This is a genomic window from Pseudomaricurvus alkylphenolicus, assembly GCF_011683955.1.
GTDB classification, from domain to species: domain Bacteria; phylum Pseudomonadota; class Gammaproteobacteria; order Pseudomonadales; family Cellvibrionaceae; genus Pseudomaricurvus; species Pseudomaricurvus alkylphenolicus.
This window is the reverse complement of record NZ_JAAQPI010000001.1, coordinates 790321-807311: the sequence shown is the minus strand read 5'-3', so window position 1 is coordinate 807311 and position 16991 is coordinate 790321. Positions and strand designations below refer to the sequence as shown.

Annotated in this window: 15 protein-coding genes; 13 read left to right on the top strand and 2 right to left on the bottom strand. The window is 53.7% G+C overall.

Annotated features, from left to right (window positions below):
* Window positions 1–7 precede the first annotated feature (7 nt).
* The 3 genes from HBA55_RS03190 (at window position 8) to HBA55_RS03180 (ending at window position 3425) form a co-directional block, all read left to right on the top strand.
* Window positions 8–652: a 3-oxoacid CoA-transferase subunit B gene (locus HBA55_RS03190; protein ID WP_206019495.1), complete on the top strand. Its 645-nt coding sequence runs from the start codon at window positions 8–10 to the stop codon at window positions 650–652.
* Window positions 652–1956, top strand: a complete 1305-nt coding sequence (locus HBA55_RS03185) for an ArgE/DapE family deacylase (RefSeq protein WP_166986935.1) — start codon at window positions 652–654, stop codon at window positions 1954–1956. Before HBA55_RS03190 ends, HBA55_RS03185 begins: the two co-directional genes overlap by 1 nt.
* 68 nt (window positions 1957–2024) lie before the next feature.
* Window positions 2025–3425, top strand: coding sequence for an aminotransferase family protein (locus HBA55_RS03180; protein WP_166986932.1), 1401 nt, complete (start codon window positions 2025–2027; stop codon window positions 3423–3425).
* A 94-nt stretch (window positions 3426–3519) separates the two neighbouring features.
* On the opposite strand, the gene HBA55_RS03175 is transcribed toward HBA55_RS03180, so the two are convergent.
* A complete protein-coding gene (locus HBA55_RS03175) occupies window positions 3520–3909 on the bottom strand; it encodes a hypothetical protein (protein ID WP_166986929.1) in 390 nt (129 codons plus the stop codon).
* A gap of 379 nt (window positions 3910–4288) precedes the next feature.
* Between HBA55_RS03175 and HBA55_RS03170 the strand changes: the two genes are divergently transcribed.
* From HBA55_RS03170 to HBA55_RS03155, 4 genes are all read left to right on the top strand, one after another.
* Window positions 4289–4846 (top strand): RNA polymerase sigma factor, encoded by a 558-nt coding sequence (locus HBA55_RS03170; RefSeq protein ID WP_166986926.1) that lies wholly within the window; start codon window positions 4289–4291, stop codon window positions 4844–4846.
* A 16-nt stretch (window positions 4847–4862) separates the two neighbouring features.
* Window positions 4863–5555, top strand: coding sequence for a zf-HC2 domain-containing protein (locus tag HBA55_RS03165; RefSeq protein WP_166986923.1), 693 nt, complete (start codon window positions 4863–4865; stop codon window positions 5553–5555).
* A gap of 17 nt (window positions 5556–5572) precedes the next feature.
* Window positions 5573–6064 carry a hypothetical protein gene (locus tag HBA55_RS03160; RefSeq protein WP_166986920.1) on the top strand — a complete coding sequence of 164 codons (492 nt, stop codon included), beginning with the start codon at window positions 5573–5575 and terminating at the stop codon, window positions 6062–6064.
* A 123-nt stretch (window positions 6065–6187) separates the two neighbouring features.
* A complete protein-coding gene (locus HBA55_RS03155; protein WP_166986917.1) occupies window positions 6188–7501 on the top strand; it encodes a tetratricopeptide repeat protein in 1314 nt (437 codons plus the stop codon).
* An 8-nt stretch (window positions 7502–7509) separates the two neighbouring features.
* Here HBA55_RS03155 and HBA55_RS03150 read toward each other — a convergent pair whose 3' ends face one another.
* Window positions 7510–8253 (bottom strand): siderophore-interacting protein, encoded by a 744-nt coding sequence (locus tag HBA55_RS03150; protein WP_166986914.1) that lies wholly within the window; start codon window positions 8251–8253, stop codon window positions 7510–7512.
* Between the two features lie 271 nt (window positions 8254–8524).
* Here HBA55_RS03150 and HBA55_RS03145 point away from each other — a divergent pair, with 271 nt between their 5' ends.
* The 6 genes from HBA55_RS03145 (at window position 8525) to HBA55_RS03120 (ending at window position 16956) form a co-directional block, all read left to right on the top strand.
* A complete protein-coding gene (locus tag HBA55_RS03145) occupies window positions 8525–10120 on the top strand; it encodes an FAD-binding oxidoreductase (RefSeq protein WP_166986911.1) in 1596 nt (531 codons plus the stop codon).
* 55 nt (window positions 10121–10175) lie between these two features.
* Complete coding sequence (locus tag HBA55_RS03140) at window positions 10176–11786, top strand: glycerol-3-phosphate dehydrogenase/oxidase (RefSeq protein WP_338109350.1); 1611 nt, start codon at window positions 10176–10178, stop codon at window positions 11784–11786.
* Window positions 11787–11923: 137 nt separating this feature from the next.
* The gene (locus HBA55_RS03135) at window positions 11924–13501 is read left to right on the top strand and encodes an FGGY-family carbohydrate kinase (protein WP_206019494.1); all 1578 of its coding nucleotides are present in this window, start codon (window positions 11924–11926) and stop codon (window positions 13499–13501) included.
* A 126-nt stretch (window positions 13502–13627) separates the two neighbouring features.
* Window positions 13628–14887, top strand: coding sequence for a sugar MFS transporter (locus HBA55_RS03130; RefSeq protein ID WP_166986908.1), 1260 nt, complete (start codon window positions 13628–13630; stop codon window positions 14885–14887).
* A complete protein-coding gene (locus HBA55_RS03125) occupies window positions 14880–16502 on the top strand; it encodes a GMC oxidoreductase (protein WP_166986905.1) in 1623 nt (540 codons plus the stop codon). The genes HBA55_RS03130 and HBA55_RS03125 overlap by 8 nt, the downstream gene beginning before the upstream one ends.
* A complete protein-coding gene (locus tag HBA55_RS03120; protein WP_166986902.1) occupies window positions 16483–16956 on the top strand; it encodes a hypothetical protein in 474 nt (157 codons plus the stop codon). Before HBA55_RS03125 ends, HBA55_RS03120 begins: the two co-directional genes overlap by 20 nt.
* Window positions 16957–16991: the final 35 nt, after the last annotated feature.

Below are 16991 nucleotides of genomic sequence, written 5' to 3'. Positions count from 1 at the left end.
AGTTGATGTGAATACAGATAGAATGCTAAATCGTGCGGCTGCAGAGATTGCTTCAGGACAGATCGTCAATCTCGGTATAGGTCTCCCAACTCAACTGATCAATTACCTACCGGAAAGCGTAGATGTACTGATTCAGTCCGAGAACGGTGTACTTGGTGCCTGGAAACAAGCCTCCAAGGAGACGGCAGATGCTGCACTGATAGATGCCGGCGGCGTCTACACAACCACTCGAGAAGGCAGCTGTTTCTTCGACAGCGCGGTCTCCTTTGCCATGATCCGACGGGGAAAAGTAGATATGTCCGTCATGGGAGCATTTGAAGTCGATGAGCTGGGAAACCTGGCTAACTGGAAGATTCCCGGGCGCTTTTCGCCGGGTATCGGTGGAGCGATGGAGTTAGCGCAAAAGACACCGCGTATTGTTATTTTGTGCAGCCATAACGATAAACGTGGGAATCCCAAGATCTTAAAACGTTGTACCCTCCCTTTGACCGCTAAACGGTGTGTATCGAGAATCATAACGGATAAGGCCGTCATGGACGTGACGAAAGAGGGATTATTGCTGCGCGAAATCGCAGAGAACATACAACTTGACGACTTGTTGGCTCAGACGGGTGCTGAACTAAAAGTTTCCGATCAGCTGGAGAGATTCTAATGACAGCCTTCGTAGATGAGCGTAACGATAGTGAGCGTGGGGTTATAGAAGGTAAAATTCTCTCAATATGTGATCAGATATTTCCCGAGGTCATCAACTTCACAAAAGAAATGGTGAAACAGTACGGTATCCTGAATCAAGAACAGGGCGTACTGGATGTGGTTGAACGGCATCTTAGGGATCTGTCGTTGCCTGCCGATCGCGTCCCGTTGAATAAAAAGAGTCTTTCAGAGCATCCATTATATGCGCCCGTGGAGTGGGAGCATGACAAAAAATATAACCTGGTTTCAACACTCAACCCTCAGGCGAAGGGAAAGAGTCTGGTATTCAACGGGCACTTGGATGTGGTTGATGCTACACCTTTTGATATGTGGAGCCGCCCCCCTAATGAACCATGGGAAAAAGATGGGTGGCTGTATGGCCGTGGAGCGGGGGATATGCAGTCAGGCGTTGCGGCCATGATCTACGCTGTACACGCCATTCACAAAGCCGGTTTTATCATCGACTCACCGCTGACCATTCAAGCCGTGGTGGAGGAAGAGTGCTCGGGCAATGGCACCCTGGCTTGTCTGGATCAGGGTTATGGCGGAGACTTCGTGTTGATTCCTGAGCCCTTCGGGCCACAGATTCATACCGGCCAGGTGGGAGTTCTGTGGTTCAAAGTGATCTGCAGAGGTACGCCTGCCCATGTTCTGGATACCTCCGCCGGGGTAAACGCAATAGAGCGGTTACAGATGTTGATTCCTGCGCTGAAGGATTTGGAGGCTGAGCTCAATGACCAATATCGTTCCCCACCATACGACCAATTCGATCACCCATTCAATCTGAGCATAGGGCGCTTTGATGGTGGCAATTGGGCCTCAAGCGTGCCCGCCCACGCCCAAATGGAAGTAAGAGTCGGTTTTCCTCCCGGCATGACCGCAAACCAGATTATGCAGATGGTCAGTGATCGCATAGAGCGAGCTACTCAAAGGCTGCCGGAGTTTAAAAGTAATCCGCCGCTACTGCGTTTCCATGGTTTTCGTTCCGAAGGTCTGTTAATCGATTTGCAGGATCCAGGAATCGAGTTGTTGTCTCAATGCCATCGCAGCCTGACCGGCAGTGACGTGGAACATCGCCTATTAACCTGTACGACAGACCTCAGAGCATTTCACTTTTACAGCAAAACAGCAGGTACTTGCTACGGACCCATTGCTCGTAATATCCATGGTATTGATGAGTGTGTGAATCTGGAATCCATTAGACATACATTAATGACCTACGCGCTGTTTATCAGTCGATGGTGTGAGATAAGAGCGAGATGAAAAAACCAACAGAAGTAGTATCTTAGCCAAATGAGTAAACGAAACAAGCGAGGTTGAGGAATCAATCAATGACAGACAAGGCAACTGGTTTCACCCAGTCGGGTGTATCAACCGATGACAAAGGTGGTGCCCAGGATATTTTTTACGCTGGGAATGGTGACAATTGGCGGCCGACGTTGGTTCGAGGAGAAGGTATTTACCTTTGGGATGATCAGGGAAATTGTTATATCGATGCATCTTCCGGCCCAGTGACCTGTAACTTAGGGCATGGTCACAAGGGAATCATAGAGGCGATGAGCAAGCAGGCACAGACACTGGAATTCTCGTTCCCCTCGACCGCGCGAAATCTTCCGAACATTCAGCTGGCTAATACGTTAACACAACTTGCCGGTGATGGATTCGAACGAGCCTTCTTTGTGTCAGGTGGATCAGAGGCTGTAGACATGGCGATCAAATTCTGTCGTCAATATCGGTATGCCCGCGGAGAAAAGCAGCGTTTTAAACTAATCAGTTGCCAGCCGTCTTATCATGGTATGACCTTAGGAACGCTCGCGGTAAGCGGAGACCCGGTTTTTGGCGAAGTGTTTGGAGATATGCTAACAATGGCGAGGCACGTTCCTGCTGCTTTGAGTCACCGTCGTCCACAGGGAATGACACAAGATGCCTATGAGCTACAGTGCGCCGGGCAATTGGAAGAAACGATAATTGCTCTGGGTCAGGACGAAGTTCTGGCCTTTATCGTAGAGCCTGTTGGCGGATCATCCTCGGGAGCAAACGCTCCTTCAGAGACCTACTTCAATGCAGTACGCCAAATTTGCGATAAGTACGGAGTGTTTCTGATTTACGACGAAGTCATGTCTGGTGTGGGGCGAACGGGCACATTTTTAACCAGTCATCGATGGCCAAAAGCACGCCCCGATATCTCTGTGGTTGCAAAAGGACTGGGAGCGGGCTATTACCCCTTAGGAGCCATGCTGACATCAGCGGCTTTGGTTGATGAGCTGTCCGCGTTGACCGGATTTAATTATGCTCATACATATAATGCCAGTCCGGTCGCTTGTGCAGTCGGGATTGCTGTGCTCAGTGAAATTGCCGAAAATGATCTGCTCAAAAATACCTGCGATATGGGTGAATACCTAGTTGGAAAGCTAAGAGAGCTGCAAGACCAAACAACAGTCATCGGTGACATTCGCGGGCGGGGCTTGCTGTTGGGTGTGGAGTTAGTGGCTGATAAAGCATCCAAAACTCCATTTCCCTTGGAGATCAATGCTACTGATCGAGTGAGGCTGATAGCACAAGAGCTTGGCCTCTTTGTTTATGGCCGTCGAAGCAACGGGGGGCGTTTTGGTGATGTGATATTGTTGGCGCCGCCATTGAATGTTACCTGCGATGACATCGATAAGATTATGAAAAAATTTACAGACACTATCTGTGCGTTCGAGGCCGAACGCGGTATATCTCACCGCTGAATCCGCAGGCACTTGGCGCTGTGTTCTTACTGTTTGGCACCTGAGGTAAACGTCAGATCGGGTGCCGGGTGCGATTCTTCCCAGTTCACTTGCACTAACTCGACCCACCGCTGGTGGCGCTGGAATCGAATGGAACAAACTGCTTCATTTTTTCAGATACGGTCGTCTGCATCGCTCCGAACTTCTCCCGATCATCGTCCGTAGAAGATTCCCGGCATTCTCCGCGAACTCGCGATTGACGACGGGAAAACTCACTGTCCAGCTCCATATAGCCCTCGCGACAGTAACCGGTTTCCTCAAGCTTGGCTTGCAGCTTCTGATAGAACTCACGTTTGATGTGCTCCTGCATTTCCTCAGAACCTCCGCGACCACCGCGTCTACCGCCTTCTCCATTTTTCCCGCCTGGACCACGTCTACCCGCACCGTCACCACGACCTTTTCTATCGCCATCAGGACGCTGAGCAACGAGCGAATAGTCAAACATTTTACTGCCATTCTCAGTGATCTACGTGGCGAAGTGCTCCTTAAGCCTCGGAGCCTTAGGTTTGGGGTTGGGGCCAGAACAGGCAACAACGCCGAATATCAGGCTTGAAATCAGTACTGGTTTTATAAAGCCCATAAGTAACCTTCCCATAATGTACATGCTGCAATTTTCAAACAGCGTATTCCATCACGAAAATGTAGAGGAACTATGGCAGCAGCCGGAAGATTTGTCTCCAAAAGTAATGGTGAGGTTACATCTTGATACAATTTCGCCGGTTGACTCCATATTTCTTGCACATTTGGTTGCTAGCCTGTTTCTGACACTCGTTAGATCTTAACTCCACCGCAACCTTTTTTAGGTTACCGTCGTTTAAAAAGGTATGAACAATATCGTTTCCTTTTTTCGAGCATTTAGCCACAGCAAACCGGAACGGTTTGAAGAGCGTCTGGCCCAACATCTGGAGAGTCTGTACCAACAGGCCTACCAGTACACGGGCAACACTCACGATGCCGAGGATCTTTTGCAGGATCTGTTGCTGGAGCTGTATGGCAAGCAGGAAAGTGTGATGGCGGTCAAGAATTTACCCGCCTGGCTGAGCCGCTGCCTGTACAATCGTTTTGTGGATCGCTACCGCAAGTACCGACGTCAGCCTGAACAGCAAGACGTTCACAACGAGGCACTGCAAGGGGAGTTGGCTCATCCTGGCATGCAGGAGCGGGATTACTTCCACCGCCAGTTACTTCGCCACCTGGAACGATTGAGTCTGGAGCAGCGTTCGGTGATCAGCCTGCACGATCTTAGCGGTTACAGCCTGGCCGAAATCTCCCTGATCATGGACGCACCTGTGGGTACCCTCAAGTCGCACCTGCATCGGGGACGAAAGAAGCTTAAAGAAGCACTGAATCTGCAACCGGATGCTCACTTTCAACGTCTATAAAAGCGGAGGAGTGGACATGAACTGCGAAGATTTTCAAATTCTTATCGACGAGTTTGAGGACGGTGAGCTGAAAGCTCATGAGGCGGACGTATTCGATAATCATTTGCGCATTTGCGGCCGCTGCCGGGGATTTCACCAGGAGCATCTGAAGTATCTGCGGTTGCTGGACGGATTTCGTGCTCCGATACCCAGGGCCGGCGTCTTGGGTCGCATGATGCGGGTCGCGCGCCAAAATTCGGAGCAGCAACAATTGCATCGTCACCAACGCGTGAGCTTTTTGAAGGGATTCGCAGCGGCTTCAATATTGGCACTGACCCTGTTTGTTGGGCTGCAATGGTCGCAATTACTTTCAGACAAGAGCGCGACCACAGATCCATTAAATCGCGAGATTTTGGTGGTGATTCATGTGCCGGCGGATATGCCGGACGCCAACCTGGCGCTGACGCTGCCTGATGTTCTCAGCCTGGAGGGTTTTCGGGATCTGCACCGTCTGCAGTGGGATGTGGATCTCATCAAAGGGGCCAACACCCTGTCGTTGCCGGTGCGGGTGAGACCCGGCTTTGAGAATCATCCGGCGCTGACGATATCGGCGACGGTCACTTATAACAATCAACATAAGGGCTTTGAACTGCCCGTTAAGTTTTTGGCACGCCAAGCTGAAGACGCGGAGGCGGCACTGAGGTTGCCCCGCGAATCAAAAACCGCTTAATGATTAGGAGATTTACCATGACATTATCCAAGCTGATTGTGGCTTCTGCGCTGGCGCCGCTGATGATCACTCACGCCATTAACCTGGCCGCTGAGGAGGTGAACCTGGACGATGTAACCATGAACGTCGTGTCTGAACGGGTACGCGATTCCAGGTCTATCGCTCTGCCGGCCAGAGAAATCATTCTCGACTATATGCTTGAAAACGGCGATCTGACCCAAGAGGAACTGGATGCACAAATTGCGGAAAGGCAGGCGCTCAGAGAGGAGTTGAAGGCCCTAAAGGAGTCAGGCGACGAGGAGGCGCTGACCGCAAAAAAAGATGAGCTGAAGGCTTTGCGTCAACAACATCGGGAGGAGATCCAGGGCTATCTGGAAGAGAACGAAGAACTGAGGGAGCAGGTGGAAGCCGTGCGCGCAGAACACCAAGAGGCCAGGGAAGGGTTTCATGAGCGAATGAGAGAACGTCATCACCAGCTGCGTGAACACCAGCAGGGAGGCGGTGAGTAAACCCTCCAACCGATTTCTTCGCCCGGTTGGTGTGCCTGCGCAGTCCCCCATTTGAGGGGGCTGCGACTTTTTAATGGTCAGGATGCAGAACTCATCCGAATACGATTACTTGGGAGAAAAACTGTGAAGTTGAATCATCATCTGCTAACACTCGTGGTTCTGGTGTCGATATCCGCTGGCGTTCAAGAGGCTTCAGCGTTCTCCCGGGCGGAGCAGCTGTTTCAACAGGGGGATTATGCGAGGGCGCTGGATCTCTACCTGCAGGAAGAGCAGGTCGATAGGTATGATGCCAGTCTGCTATACAATATTGCGGTCTGTTATTACCGATTGAAGCGCTGGGATGAGGCCAACGCCCGCTTTTTACAACTGGTGCAAAAGCAGCCTGATAATGACCTTATTCGCTATAACCTGGCAGTGACGGAAAAAAAGCTGGGCAATCGGGAGCGTGCGAAGGCGCTGTTTTTTCATATCGCTCAACTCTCTGAACAAAAGGAGCTGTCACTGCTGGCGCAACGGCAGTACGACCGCTTGAATCCAGGTTCTGGGACCCCGCGCCGAAAGAACTCTGCGGCGTCTTCCGATGATGATTGGTTGTTAGCCGCCAGCGTGACCTACGGCAGTGATGACAATGTGGTGGACCCGACCAATACCGAACGCACCGACGAAGAGGATCGATTCAGTGAGGCACTGCTGGCGGCCAGTTGGTACAGTAATAGCGATGACCGCAATGACAGCTGGGTGCTCGAAGGAACGGGCTATTTTTCCCGCTATGATGAGGTGGACGACTACGATGTGAATCTGCTGCAAGCGGGTGTCACGCGTCACCTGCCCACCGACTACGGCAGCTGGTATTTGGGTACACGAGGTGAGACCTCCCAGCTTGGTGGCGACGATTACCTGCGCACCTTGAGCTTGCACGGCGGTACCGGTTCCCGTCTTTCCAGTGGTCGTCACTGGGCACTGCGTTATCGATTACAGTCCATCAGCAGTCTGGCTTCCGACTACGATTATCTGCAAGGCAGTACCCAGCGGCTGGAGGTAACCTATGGTGGTGCCTTTCATAATGCCGGGCGTTGGAAGCTGCGTTATCGCTTCGACAATGACAACCGGGATGACTTGCAAGCGGAGGATTTATTCTACAGTTACTCCGCTTCGCGCCATTCATTCAAGGCTCAATGGTCCATGAACTGGGACTGGGTGGATCTGAGTACCGGCATTGAATATCGTTTCAGTGATTATCACGATGATCACGTCATTAATGGGCTCAGCCAGCACCGCGAGGATAATCGTCTGCGCCTGAACGTAAGGGCGGAATGGCTGCTATCGCCCCAGTGGTCGTTGACAACGGATTACAGTTTTACCGACAACGATTCATCTATTGAACAATATGACTATAACCGCAATATTCTGATGTTTGGGGCGGGTTTTAGTTTTTAGTGTGCCAATTATACTGAATCCCTGGCGTCATCCTGTTTTACCTTGCGATGCTCACCCTCGGACAGCCCTCTTTTCCAATAGCTGGATATATACATTTCGCGCTTACCGACGGACCTTTCCTGCCGAAAATATCGACGCAGGGCACGCATGGATTCAAATTCACAAGCAGCCCAGACATAAACCTCTCCGCTGAGCCAGGAGAGCCCGGCTATCGTCTCTCGGAACGATTTTGAGGAGTCATCATCCGGATTAATAACCCAATGTATTTCTATCCCCTTCGGGGCTGAGAGCATCTGTTTGTCATCCGGGGCGGTAACCTCAATAACGGCGTAACCAGTGGCATCGGCAGGCAGCTGTTCCAAATTGACGCTCAATGCCGGCAGTGCGGTCATATCACCGGCCAGAAAATACCAATCCGAACCGGTCTCAGGGATCTTGGCCGGACCGGGAGCGCTGATACGAAGGGTCTCTCCGGGCTGCGCGTGCATCGCCCAAGCTGAGGCGAGGCCGTTATCACCATGCAAGGCGAAGTCAATATCCAGCTCCATGGCTTCATGCCGTTGGTGCCGGATCGTGTAGGTACGCATCAACGGTGAATCATCGTCGGTTGCGAAACACAATTTGACGTAGCAGCCCTCAGAGTCTGAAGGGAAGTCCCCATAATGCTCGCCACCGAGTGTGACCCTGCGCATATTGGGGGTGATATCCCTAACGCGAACAACGGTCATGTCGTATTGGCGGTGTTTTGGCATTGTCAGTTTCTCAGGTTTGGGGCTGGACTCGCTGAGTGTACATCAAAACAAGCGTAATTAACATGTTAATTAATGGCGGTTTAACTGGATTTGTGCAAGTCGGGGGACTGGGGCTAACACTATGGCGCATTGGTAGCCTCTAATCCCCAATCCCCAGCTTGTCTGAATCGGTGACTCCACTGACCTCATCCGACAGTGTTCTACCCTCCAGCGTTGATACCATAAACCCTGTTAATAACAGACGTAACTTTACTGACAGAGGTGATTGGCTATGCGACGTTGGAACAGTTGGGGTGAAGAAAATAAGGATATGGATGCAAAAATAGGCCCCGCGGCCATGTCTATGCTCCAGGAGCTGCTGGGAGAGTCCACACCCCTTAAGGACGCTACCTTGGAAGAAGTGATCGCCAAGGTACCAGCTTCGCGTTTGCCGGAGCATCCGCTGGTGAGCCGGGATCCGGAGATCCGCGTGCGCCACGCCCGCGGCCAGAGTTTGCCGGACTACCTCGCGCTTCGCAGCGGCGAAGTGGGCGTGTTTCCGGATGGTGTGGCACAGCCCGAAAGCCCGGAAGATATTCAAGCTCTGCTGAGCTTTGCCAAGGCACAGAATATCGATGTGATTCCCTACGGTGGAGGTACCTCGGTTGTGGGCCATATCAACCCGCTGGAAGGTGACCGCCCGGTTCTGACGATCTCCATGGCGCGTATGAACAAACTGCTCTCGCTGGACAAGGAGAGCCAGATCGCCACCTTCGGCGCCGGTACCCCGGGTCCGTTGGTGGAATCCCAACTCAAGGCCCAAGGTTACACCCTGGGTCATTACCCCCAGTCCTGGGAATTTGCCACCCTGGGCGGTTGGATTGCCAGCCGCTCCAGCGGTCAGCAGTCCCTACGCTATGGTCGTATCGAGCAAATGTTTGCCGGTGGTCGCATGGAGACCTTTGGCGGCACCTTGGAGATACCCACGTTCCCCGCTTCCTCGGCTGGCCCGGACATTCGCGAGATGATTCTGGGCTCAGAAGGCCGCATGGGCATTCTCTCTGAGGTCAAGGTACGGGTTTCACCTCTGCCGGATCAGGAGAGTTTTCATGTCATGTTTTTCCCCAACTGGGAGGCCGGTGTTAATGCCGTACGCCATCTGTCCCAACAGCGGGTTCAGCTCTCCATGATGCGCCTGAGCAATACTGTCGAGACCACCTCCCATTTGCGTATGGCGGACAATCGCGAAGAGGTCGCCGCCCTGGAAGAATATCTGACCTCCAAGGGCGCCGGTGACAACCGTTGCATGCTGACCTTTGGTGTTACCGGTAGCGAATCACAGTGCACAGCCGCATTGGAGGTCGCGCTGGGCATCGCGGAGCAATACGGCGGCGTCGATACCGGTACTCTGCTGGGGGATCTCTGGGCACACGGTCGCTTTAAGGGGCCATACCTGCGTGAGCCATTGTGGCAGGCAGGTTATGCGGTTGACACAATGGAGACCGCCGTTGACTGGTGCAGTGTTCCCGCAACCGTTGAAGCGATAGAGGGCGCTATTCGTAATGCCCTGGCGGACGAAGACGAGCGAGTTCACGTATACACCCATTTGTCACACGTCTATGGACAAGGGTGCAGTATTTACACCACTTATCTGTTCCGCCATGGCGGTTCTTTCGAATCTGCCTACCAGCATTGGAAAAAACTGAAGAGTGCCGGAGCCGAACAGATCGTGGAGCAAGGCGGCACCATCAGCCACCAGCACGGCGTAGGCTTTGACCATAAACACTACCTCCCCAGCGAAAAGGGCACATTGGGCATGGCGGCGATTCAATCCCTGTGCGACCTGTTTGATCCGGAAGGCAAGATGAATCCCGGCAAGTTGCTTTAAGCGAGCTTCCTATGTTTGAGAAAGCGGCATTCACAGTCTGGCAGGAGAAGTAACGGTGAACCTTGATCGCGAAACCTTATGGCAGGAACTGTCCGGCCCCGATAAACGCCACTGGGACATCATTATTGTTGGCGGTGGCATTACCGGAGCGGGTGTTCTGCGCGAGGCGGCACGCCGGGGGCTGAAAGCATTGCTGGTAGAGCAGCGGGATTTCGGTTGGGGTACTTCCAGCCGATCTTCCAAAATGGTCCACGGCGGATTGCGCTATCTGGCACAGGGTGATTTGAAATTGACTCGTCACTCGTTGCAGGAACGCGAGCGGCTTTTGCAGGAAGCGCCGGGTCTGGTTGAACGCATGGGCTACTATATGATGCTGCGCAAAGGCCAGTTCCCTGGGCGTTGGGCAATGTCACTGGTGCTTAAAATCTACGACTTTATCGCCGGTATCAAGGACAACCGCTATTACGACAAAGAGACGGTCAGTGGTTTGTTTCCCGGTATCAATCAGAACGGACTTCGCGGTGCCTGCTACTACACCGACGCGGTCACCGATGACGCCAGACTGGTCGTAAGGGTTTTACAAGAGGCCTTGAACGCAGGCAGTCAGGCCGGTGTTCGCGCCCTGAACTATGTAAAAGCAAAATCTTTGCTGCGTAGCGACGGTAAAATTTCGGGGCTGGTTCTGGAGGATACAGACTCCGGTGAGTCGGTTGAGCTGCAAGCCTCTGTCGTTATCAATGCGACAGGAACCTGGGCCGATCGTCTGCGCAACGAGGTTAACCCCGAGCAGCGGGTTCGCCCATTGCGAGGCAGTCACTTGGTCATTCCCCATCACCGCCTGCCGGTGAATGCGGTTGCCACTGTGATGCACCCCCGTGACAAACGCCCGGTGTTTATCTTCCCCTGGGAGGGAGCGACGGTGGTGGGTACAACGGATCTTGATCACGGTCAGGATCTCGATGTGGAATCCAGCATCACCCGCGAAGAAGTAGACTATCTGCTGCAGCTGGTGGACAGCCAGTTTCCCGACCATGCCATTATCGAAACGGATGTGATTGCCACCTACTCCGGAGTACGGCCGGTGATTGCATCGGACAAGGCTTCCTCCTCTGCATCCAAAATGCCTTCAAAAGAGCGACGGGATCACGCCGTTTGGGCCGATTCGGGTCTGGTTACCGTGAGCGGCGGCAAGCTGACAACTTTCAGGTTGATTGCGGAGGACGCGCTGAAAGCGGCAGAGCCCTGGTTGCGAATCAGCAACGTCGATGTTGAAGACAACGCCGTGTTTCGAACGGCGCAGACCCATCCGGCACAGGTTTTTGCCGATGATATTCCCAGAGCCAAACGTCTGCTCGGGCGACTGGGTGACGACTGTGTGCGCTTCTTCTCCGAAGCCAACCCCTGTGAACATCAGCGCATCGCCTCCACGGATTATTGCCTGGCGGAATGCCGCTGGTCGGTCAGAAACGAATCGGTTCAGCACCTCGATGATTTGTTGTTGCGACGCACCCGCCTGGGCCTGCTACTTAAAAACGGCGGTGTGGAGTTGTTCGATAAGCTGCGCGAGATGTTCAGGGATGAATTGGGTTGGAACACTCAGAAATGGCAAAGTGAACAGGAACGATATCAGCAAATCTGGTGCAGCTACTACTCTCTGCCTCAATAACCCATTACCGGTGTTGCCAGCTTTGTCACCAATTATTCTCGCGTTGCGTAGGGTGGATTAGCCATAGGCGTAATCCACCAAGAATGTGGCAACTGGCAAGCAATCGTGATCAATGACCATCCAGACAGGATACGACGATGATGCCTTCGAAACAAAAATACGTTCTCGCTCTGGACAATGGCACCCAGAGCATCCGCGCCATCGTCTTCGATCTGGAGGGCCAGATAGTTGCCAAAAGCCAAGTCACCATAGAACCCTACGTCTCGCCACAACCCGGCTGGGCGGAGCAGGATGCCGATTACTATTGGCAATCCCTGTGTCGCGCCTGCCAGGAACTCTGGCCGCAACTGCCCATCTCACGTTCCGAGCTGGCCGCCGTCAGTCTCAGTTGCCAGCGGGGCACGGTGGTAAATGTTGATCGGGATGGCAAGCCCCTGCGTCCGGCCATTGTCTGGCTGGACCAACGTCAGGAAGATCAGCTTCCCAATATGGGCGCCTGGGATCTGTTGTTTTCCGCCGTTGGTCAGCGCGGTGCCGTTCGCCATTTTCAATCACAGGCGGAGGCCATCTGGATTCGTCAGCAACAGCCGGAAGTGTGGCGCAACACCCATAAATTTCTGATGCTGTCCGGCTATCACTGCTACCGCCTGACAGGATCTTACGTTGACTCTGTTGCCAGCCAGGTGGGTTATATTCCCTTTAACTACAAGACCCAGCAATGGGCCGGCAAACGCGACTGGCGCTGGAAGGCGTTACCAATCACGCCCACCATGTTGCCGGGTTTGTGTGCACCGGGTGAGGTGATGGGCAGTATCTCTGCCGAGGCGGCGGCGCAAACCGGTATACCCGAAGGGCTGCCGCTGGTGGCGGCGGGTTCCGACAAAGCCTGCGAAGTGCTCGGCTCCGGCTGCGTAAGACCGGACATGGCCAGTCTCAGTTACGGCACCACGGCAACCTATAACGTTACCTGTGATCGTTATTTCGAGGCTGCACCACCGATTCCTCCTTACCCCGCAGCTGTTCCCGATGCCTATAACGCCGAGATTATGATTCAGAGAGGCTACTGGATGGTCAGCTGGTTTAAGCGGGAGTTCGGGCTGCGCGAAAAGCGCCTGGCCGAACAACAGGGAATTGCACCGGAAGTTCTGTTTGACGAACTGTTGAAAGAAGTGCCGCCGGGCTCCATGGGGCTTACGTTGCAGCCCTATTGGTCGCCGGGCCTGCGGGAACCCGGGCCTGAAGCCAAGGGCGCGATCATCGGTTTTGGTGATGTACACACCCGCGCCCATATCTACCGGGCCATTATCGAAGGGCTGGCTTATGCCTTGCGTGCAGGTAAAGAGCGGGTGGAAAAACGCACCGGCACAGCAATTCAAACCCTTAGAGTTTCCGGCGGCGGTTCCCAGAGCGATCAGGCGATGCAAATCACGGCCGATGTCTTTGGCCTGGCGGCTGAACGTTTGCACACCTGCGAAACTTCGGGGCTTGGCGCAGCCATCAACGCCGCGGTCGGAGTGGGGCTCCACAGTGACTACACCAGTGCTGTGAGTGCCATGGTTCACAAAGGCGAGGTCTTCACCCCGTTGGCTGACAATCGTGCGATTTATAATCAGCTGTTTAACGATGTCTATCAAAAAATGTACGCCCGGCTGAACCCAATATATCGCTCCATTCGCGACATTACCGGCTATCCCCGGTTGCCCCAGGACGCTTGATTCTGAACAAACACCAGATAAGCAATTTCTCCATATATCGTCGAATATGCTCCATTCTGACCGGGCCTATAACCCACTAAGCTGGTAGACCTCGGCTTTCGACTGGTTACTCCACAGGTTAACTTTATGGCTCAGACCCCCGTCACTCTTTCCGTCGACGCATCCATGTCGGCCGCGGTACCTGCAAAGGACTCGCGCTTCGCGCTCACGGCACTGACATCGCTGTTTTTTCTTTGGGGCTTTATCACCTGTCTAAATGACATTCTGATTCCCCATCTAAAAGCCGTTTTCGACCTGAGCTACACCCAGGCCATGTTGATTCAGTTCTGCTTTTTCGGAGCTTACTTTCTGGTATCGTTGCCGGCTGGCAAATTGGTCAAACGCCTGGGCTTTCAAAAGGGTATCGTTATCGGCCTGTTCACTGCCAGCGTGGGTTGCGCCGCCTTTTACCCGGCGGGTGCCCTGCAAAGCTATCCCTTGTTCCTGGGAGCGCTACTTATCCTGGCGGCCGGTATCACGGTTTTACAGGTCTCCGCCAACCCCATGGTCACCCGCCTGGGACCCAGCCACAGTGCGCCCAGTCGTTTAACCTTGACCCAAGCTTTTAATTCGCTGGGCACAACCGTTGCCCCGTTCTTTGGCGGCTGGCTGATCCTCGCGGCGGCGACCAATGGCCACGACGCCATGCAGAGCAGCGCCGAGGACGTGCAACTTCCCTATCTACTGTTAGCGGCGACCTTGGCCGTGTTGGCTGTGGTTTTTGCCTGGTTAAGGTTGCCCTCAGTGGAAGCCGGAGAAAATGAAGGTGATAACGCCGCTGCTTCCGGCAGTGCCTGGCAATTTCCGCACCTGACGTTAGGGGCTTTATCCATTTTTGCCTATGTCGGGGCGGAGGTTGCCATTGGTAGCTTTCTGGTCAGTTTTCTGAGCTTGGAACATATCGCAGGCATGCAGGAAGATCAGGCAGCCTACTACATTGCCTACTACTGGGGCGGCGCTATGATCGGGCGATTTGTGGGCGCGGCTTTGATGCGCAAAATCAATCCCGGTCATTATTTGGGGCTTAACGCCATTGTTGCCGCGTTACTGGTGCTGCTGGCCACCATCACGGAGGGCCCGCTGGCTATGTGGTCGCTGCTGCTGGTGGGGTTGTGCAACGCCATTATGTTCCCGACGATTTTCAGCTTATCGCTGGCGAAACTGGGTGCGCATACCAGTCAGGGCTCGGGCATCCTGTGCCTGGCCATTGTCGGCGGAGCGGTAGTGCCGCTGTTGCAGGGTATGTTGGCAGATTGGGTGGGGGTGCAGTTGGCGCTGGTGATCCCTATCGTCTGCTACGTGTATATCGCCTATTTCGGCTATGTGGGGCACCGCCCCGATGTTTGATTACGATTACCTGATTGTGGGCTCCGGGTTTGGCGGTTCGGTATCCGCCTTGAGGCTTGCGGAGAAAGGCTGGCGAGTCGCCGTGGCGGAGCAGGGCAGGCGCGTGGGGCCGGAAGAAATCAGGGCGGGTAAACGCAAACTCTCCAAGTTAATGTGGGCACCAAAGCTGGGTTGGAAGGGCTATTTTTCCCAACATGTTTTTAAGGAAGTTGCGGTAGTCGGCGGGGTAGGCGTCGGCGGTGGCAGCATCGTTTGGGGAGCCGTGATGTTGCCCCCCAAGCCGACGTTTTATCACGACCCTGTTTTCAAACACTTGGGGCTGGATTTCAAGGAGGAGCTGGCGCCTCATCTTAAGACCGCGACGGAGATGCTGGGGGTTACTCGCAATCCCCGTCGCAGCGAACAGGACCAATGGTTAGAGCAAACCGCGCAACGACTCGGCAAAGGCGATACTTTCTCTTCGGTGCCCAACGCGATCCATTTCGGTGAACCCGGTGTTCCAGAACCGGACCCGTATTTCGGTGGCCGCGGACCGGAACGCACCGGCTGTCACTTTTGCGCCGGTTGCACCACAGGCTGTGAGACAAACGCCAAAAACGCGCTCTATCTCAACTACCTCTATCTGGCTGAACAGCAGGGAGCCAGAGTCTTGCCTGAGCACAAAGCCGATAAGATTAAGCCGCTGGCTGGTGGCGGTTATATCGTGAACTTTTTCGACCCGGTCACCCAAAAATTTCTGACAAAAGTCCGCGCCAAAAACGTCGTCTTGGCCGCTGGCGTACTCGGGACTCTGGAGTTGCTGTTTAAAAACCGGGAAGACTACAAAACCCTTAAACAGGTTTCGCCGAGTCTGGGAAAAGTCGTGCGCACCAATTCAGAGGCGATAACGGCGGTACTGCACCCCAAGGGCACCGACATAAGCAACGGTACGACTATATCAACAGATTTTTATCCAGACGAGTCAACCCATATTACTCAGAATCGCTTTGATCAGGGCAGCCGTTTTATGCGCCATGCGTTCGGTCCGTTGATAGACGATGCCGAGCCAGGCCGAAGAGCATTGAAGACGCTGATCGCCCTTGTGACGTCCCCAATACAATCCATACGGAGCTGGTTCGCTGGCGGCTGGGAAAAACGGGCAACCCTATTCACCGTCATGCAGGACTTGAACAACCATCTTTCATTCAGGTATTCCCGCCCCTGGTGGTCCCGTCGCAAACGATTGATTACTCAAAACAGCGGTGAGCGAGGCGTACCCAGTTACCTGCCGATTGCCAACAAAATTACCCGTATCTATGCGCAATTATCCGGAGGCAAACCCATGAACCTGCTGACGGAGACAATAACCGCACGCTCAATGACGGCGCATATTCTCAGTGGTTGTCCCATGGGGGCTACAGCCAATGAAGGCGTGATTGACAGCAATCACCAAGTTCACGGACATAAGGGCTTGTTTGTGGTGGACGGCTCCAGCATTCCCGCCAATATCGGCGTCAATCCAAGCCTGACCATCACCGCCATGGCGGAACGTTTCGCAGCCCGGCAACCTGGCCGACATGGTTCTCAAAAAAATATCTCTATAGGAACAGCACCCGATGTCGAATTATCCTGTTAACAACGACAAGCAACTCTATCAACTCTACGCAACGCTTCCACCCGCCACGGAACTGGACGGCGTTTACGAAGCCGAACTGACCGGGCCCAATATTCTCAAGCCCTTTAAACGATGGTTCTTGCGATTAACCGGCTTGCCCGGATGGCGAGGCAAACACTTTTTTGGCGACTATGCGTTGAATATGATCGACAAAGGGCGGGGCATTGTAAGCGGTCCCAAAATGTTAATCGCATCGGACACCCAAAGAATCGATGCGCAAGAGGGATTGGTGGCGACCTATGCCGCCAATGCGCCCTGGATGTGGCGCCGCTGCCGGGACGAATTCCGGCAGCTTGGCGATCGCAGTGTGTTGGGGGTGAGCTATTTTGATATCCCCGGATTTCGTAATACGCCAATTATGTTTTTGCTGCATCGATCTGAGGGGCATCCTGGGGTGGGTGCATCGTCGTTCTAATTCAAAACGGTGTCTAACCAAGACAAAATCTCGTC

Coding starts and splice junctions, on each gene's coding strand:
- HBA55_RS03160 (WP_166986920.1), top strand. CDS start 5,573: ATGACATTATCCAAGCTGATTGTGGCTTCTGCGCTGGCGCCGCTGATG.
- HBA55_RS03130 (WP_166986908.1), top strand. CDS start 13,628: ATGGCTCAGACCCCCGTCACTCTTTCCGTCGACGCATCCATGTCGGCC.
- HBA55_RS03170 (WP_166986926.1), top strand. CDS start 4,289: ATGAACAATATCGTTTCCTTTTTTCGAGCATTTAGCCACAGCAAACCG.
- HBA55_RS03150 (WP_166986914.1), bottom strand. CDS start 8,253: ATGCCAAAACACCGCCAATACGACATGACCGTTGTTCGCGTTAGGGAT.
- HBA55_RS03125 (WP_166986905.1), top strand. CDS start 14,880: ATGTTTGATTACGATTACCTGATTGTGGGCTCCGGGTTTGGCGGTTCG.
- HBA55_RS03180 (WP_166986932.1), top strand. CDS start 2,025: ATGACAGACAAGGCAACTGGTTTCACCCAGTCGGGTGTATCAACCGAT.
- HBA55_RS03135 (WP_206019494.1), top strand. CDS start 11,924: ATGATGCCTTCGAAACAAAAATACGTTCTCGCTCTGGACAATGGCACC.
- HBA55_RS03145 (WP_166986911.1), top strand. CDS start 8,525: ATGCGACGTTGGAACAGTTGGGGTGAAGAAAATAAGGATATGGATGCA.
- HBA55_RS03185 (WP_166986935.1), top strand. CDS start 652: ATGACAGCCTTCGTAGATGAGCGTAACGATAGTGAGCGTGGGGTTATA.
- HBA55_RS03120 (WP_166986902.1), top strand. CDS start 16,483: ATGTCGAATTATCCTGTTAACAACGACAAGCAACTCTATCAACTCTAC.
- HBA55_RS03165 (WP_166986923.1), top strand. CDS start 4,863: ATGAACTGCGAAGATTTTCAAATTCTTATCGACGAGTTTGAGGACGGT.
- HBA55_RS03175 (WP_166986929.1), bottom strand. CDS start 3,909: ATGTTTGACTATTCGCTCGTTGCTCAGCGTCCTGATGGCGATAGAAAA.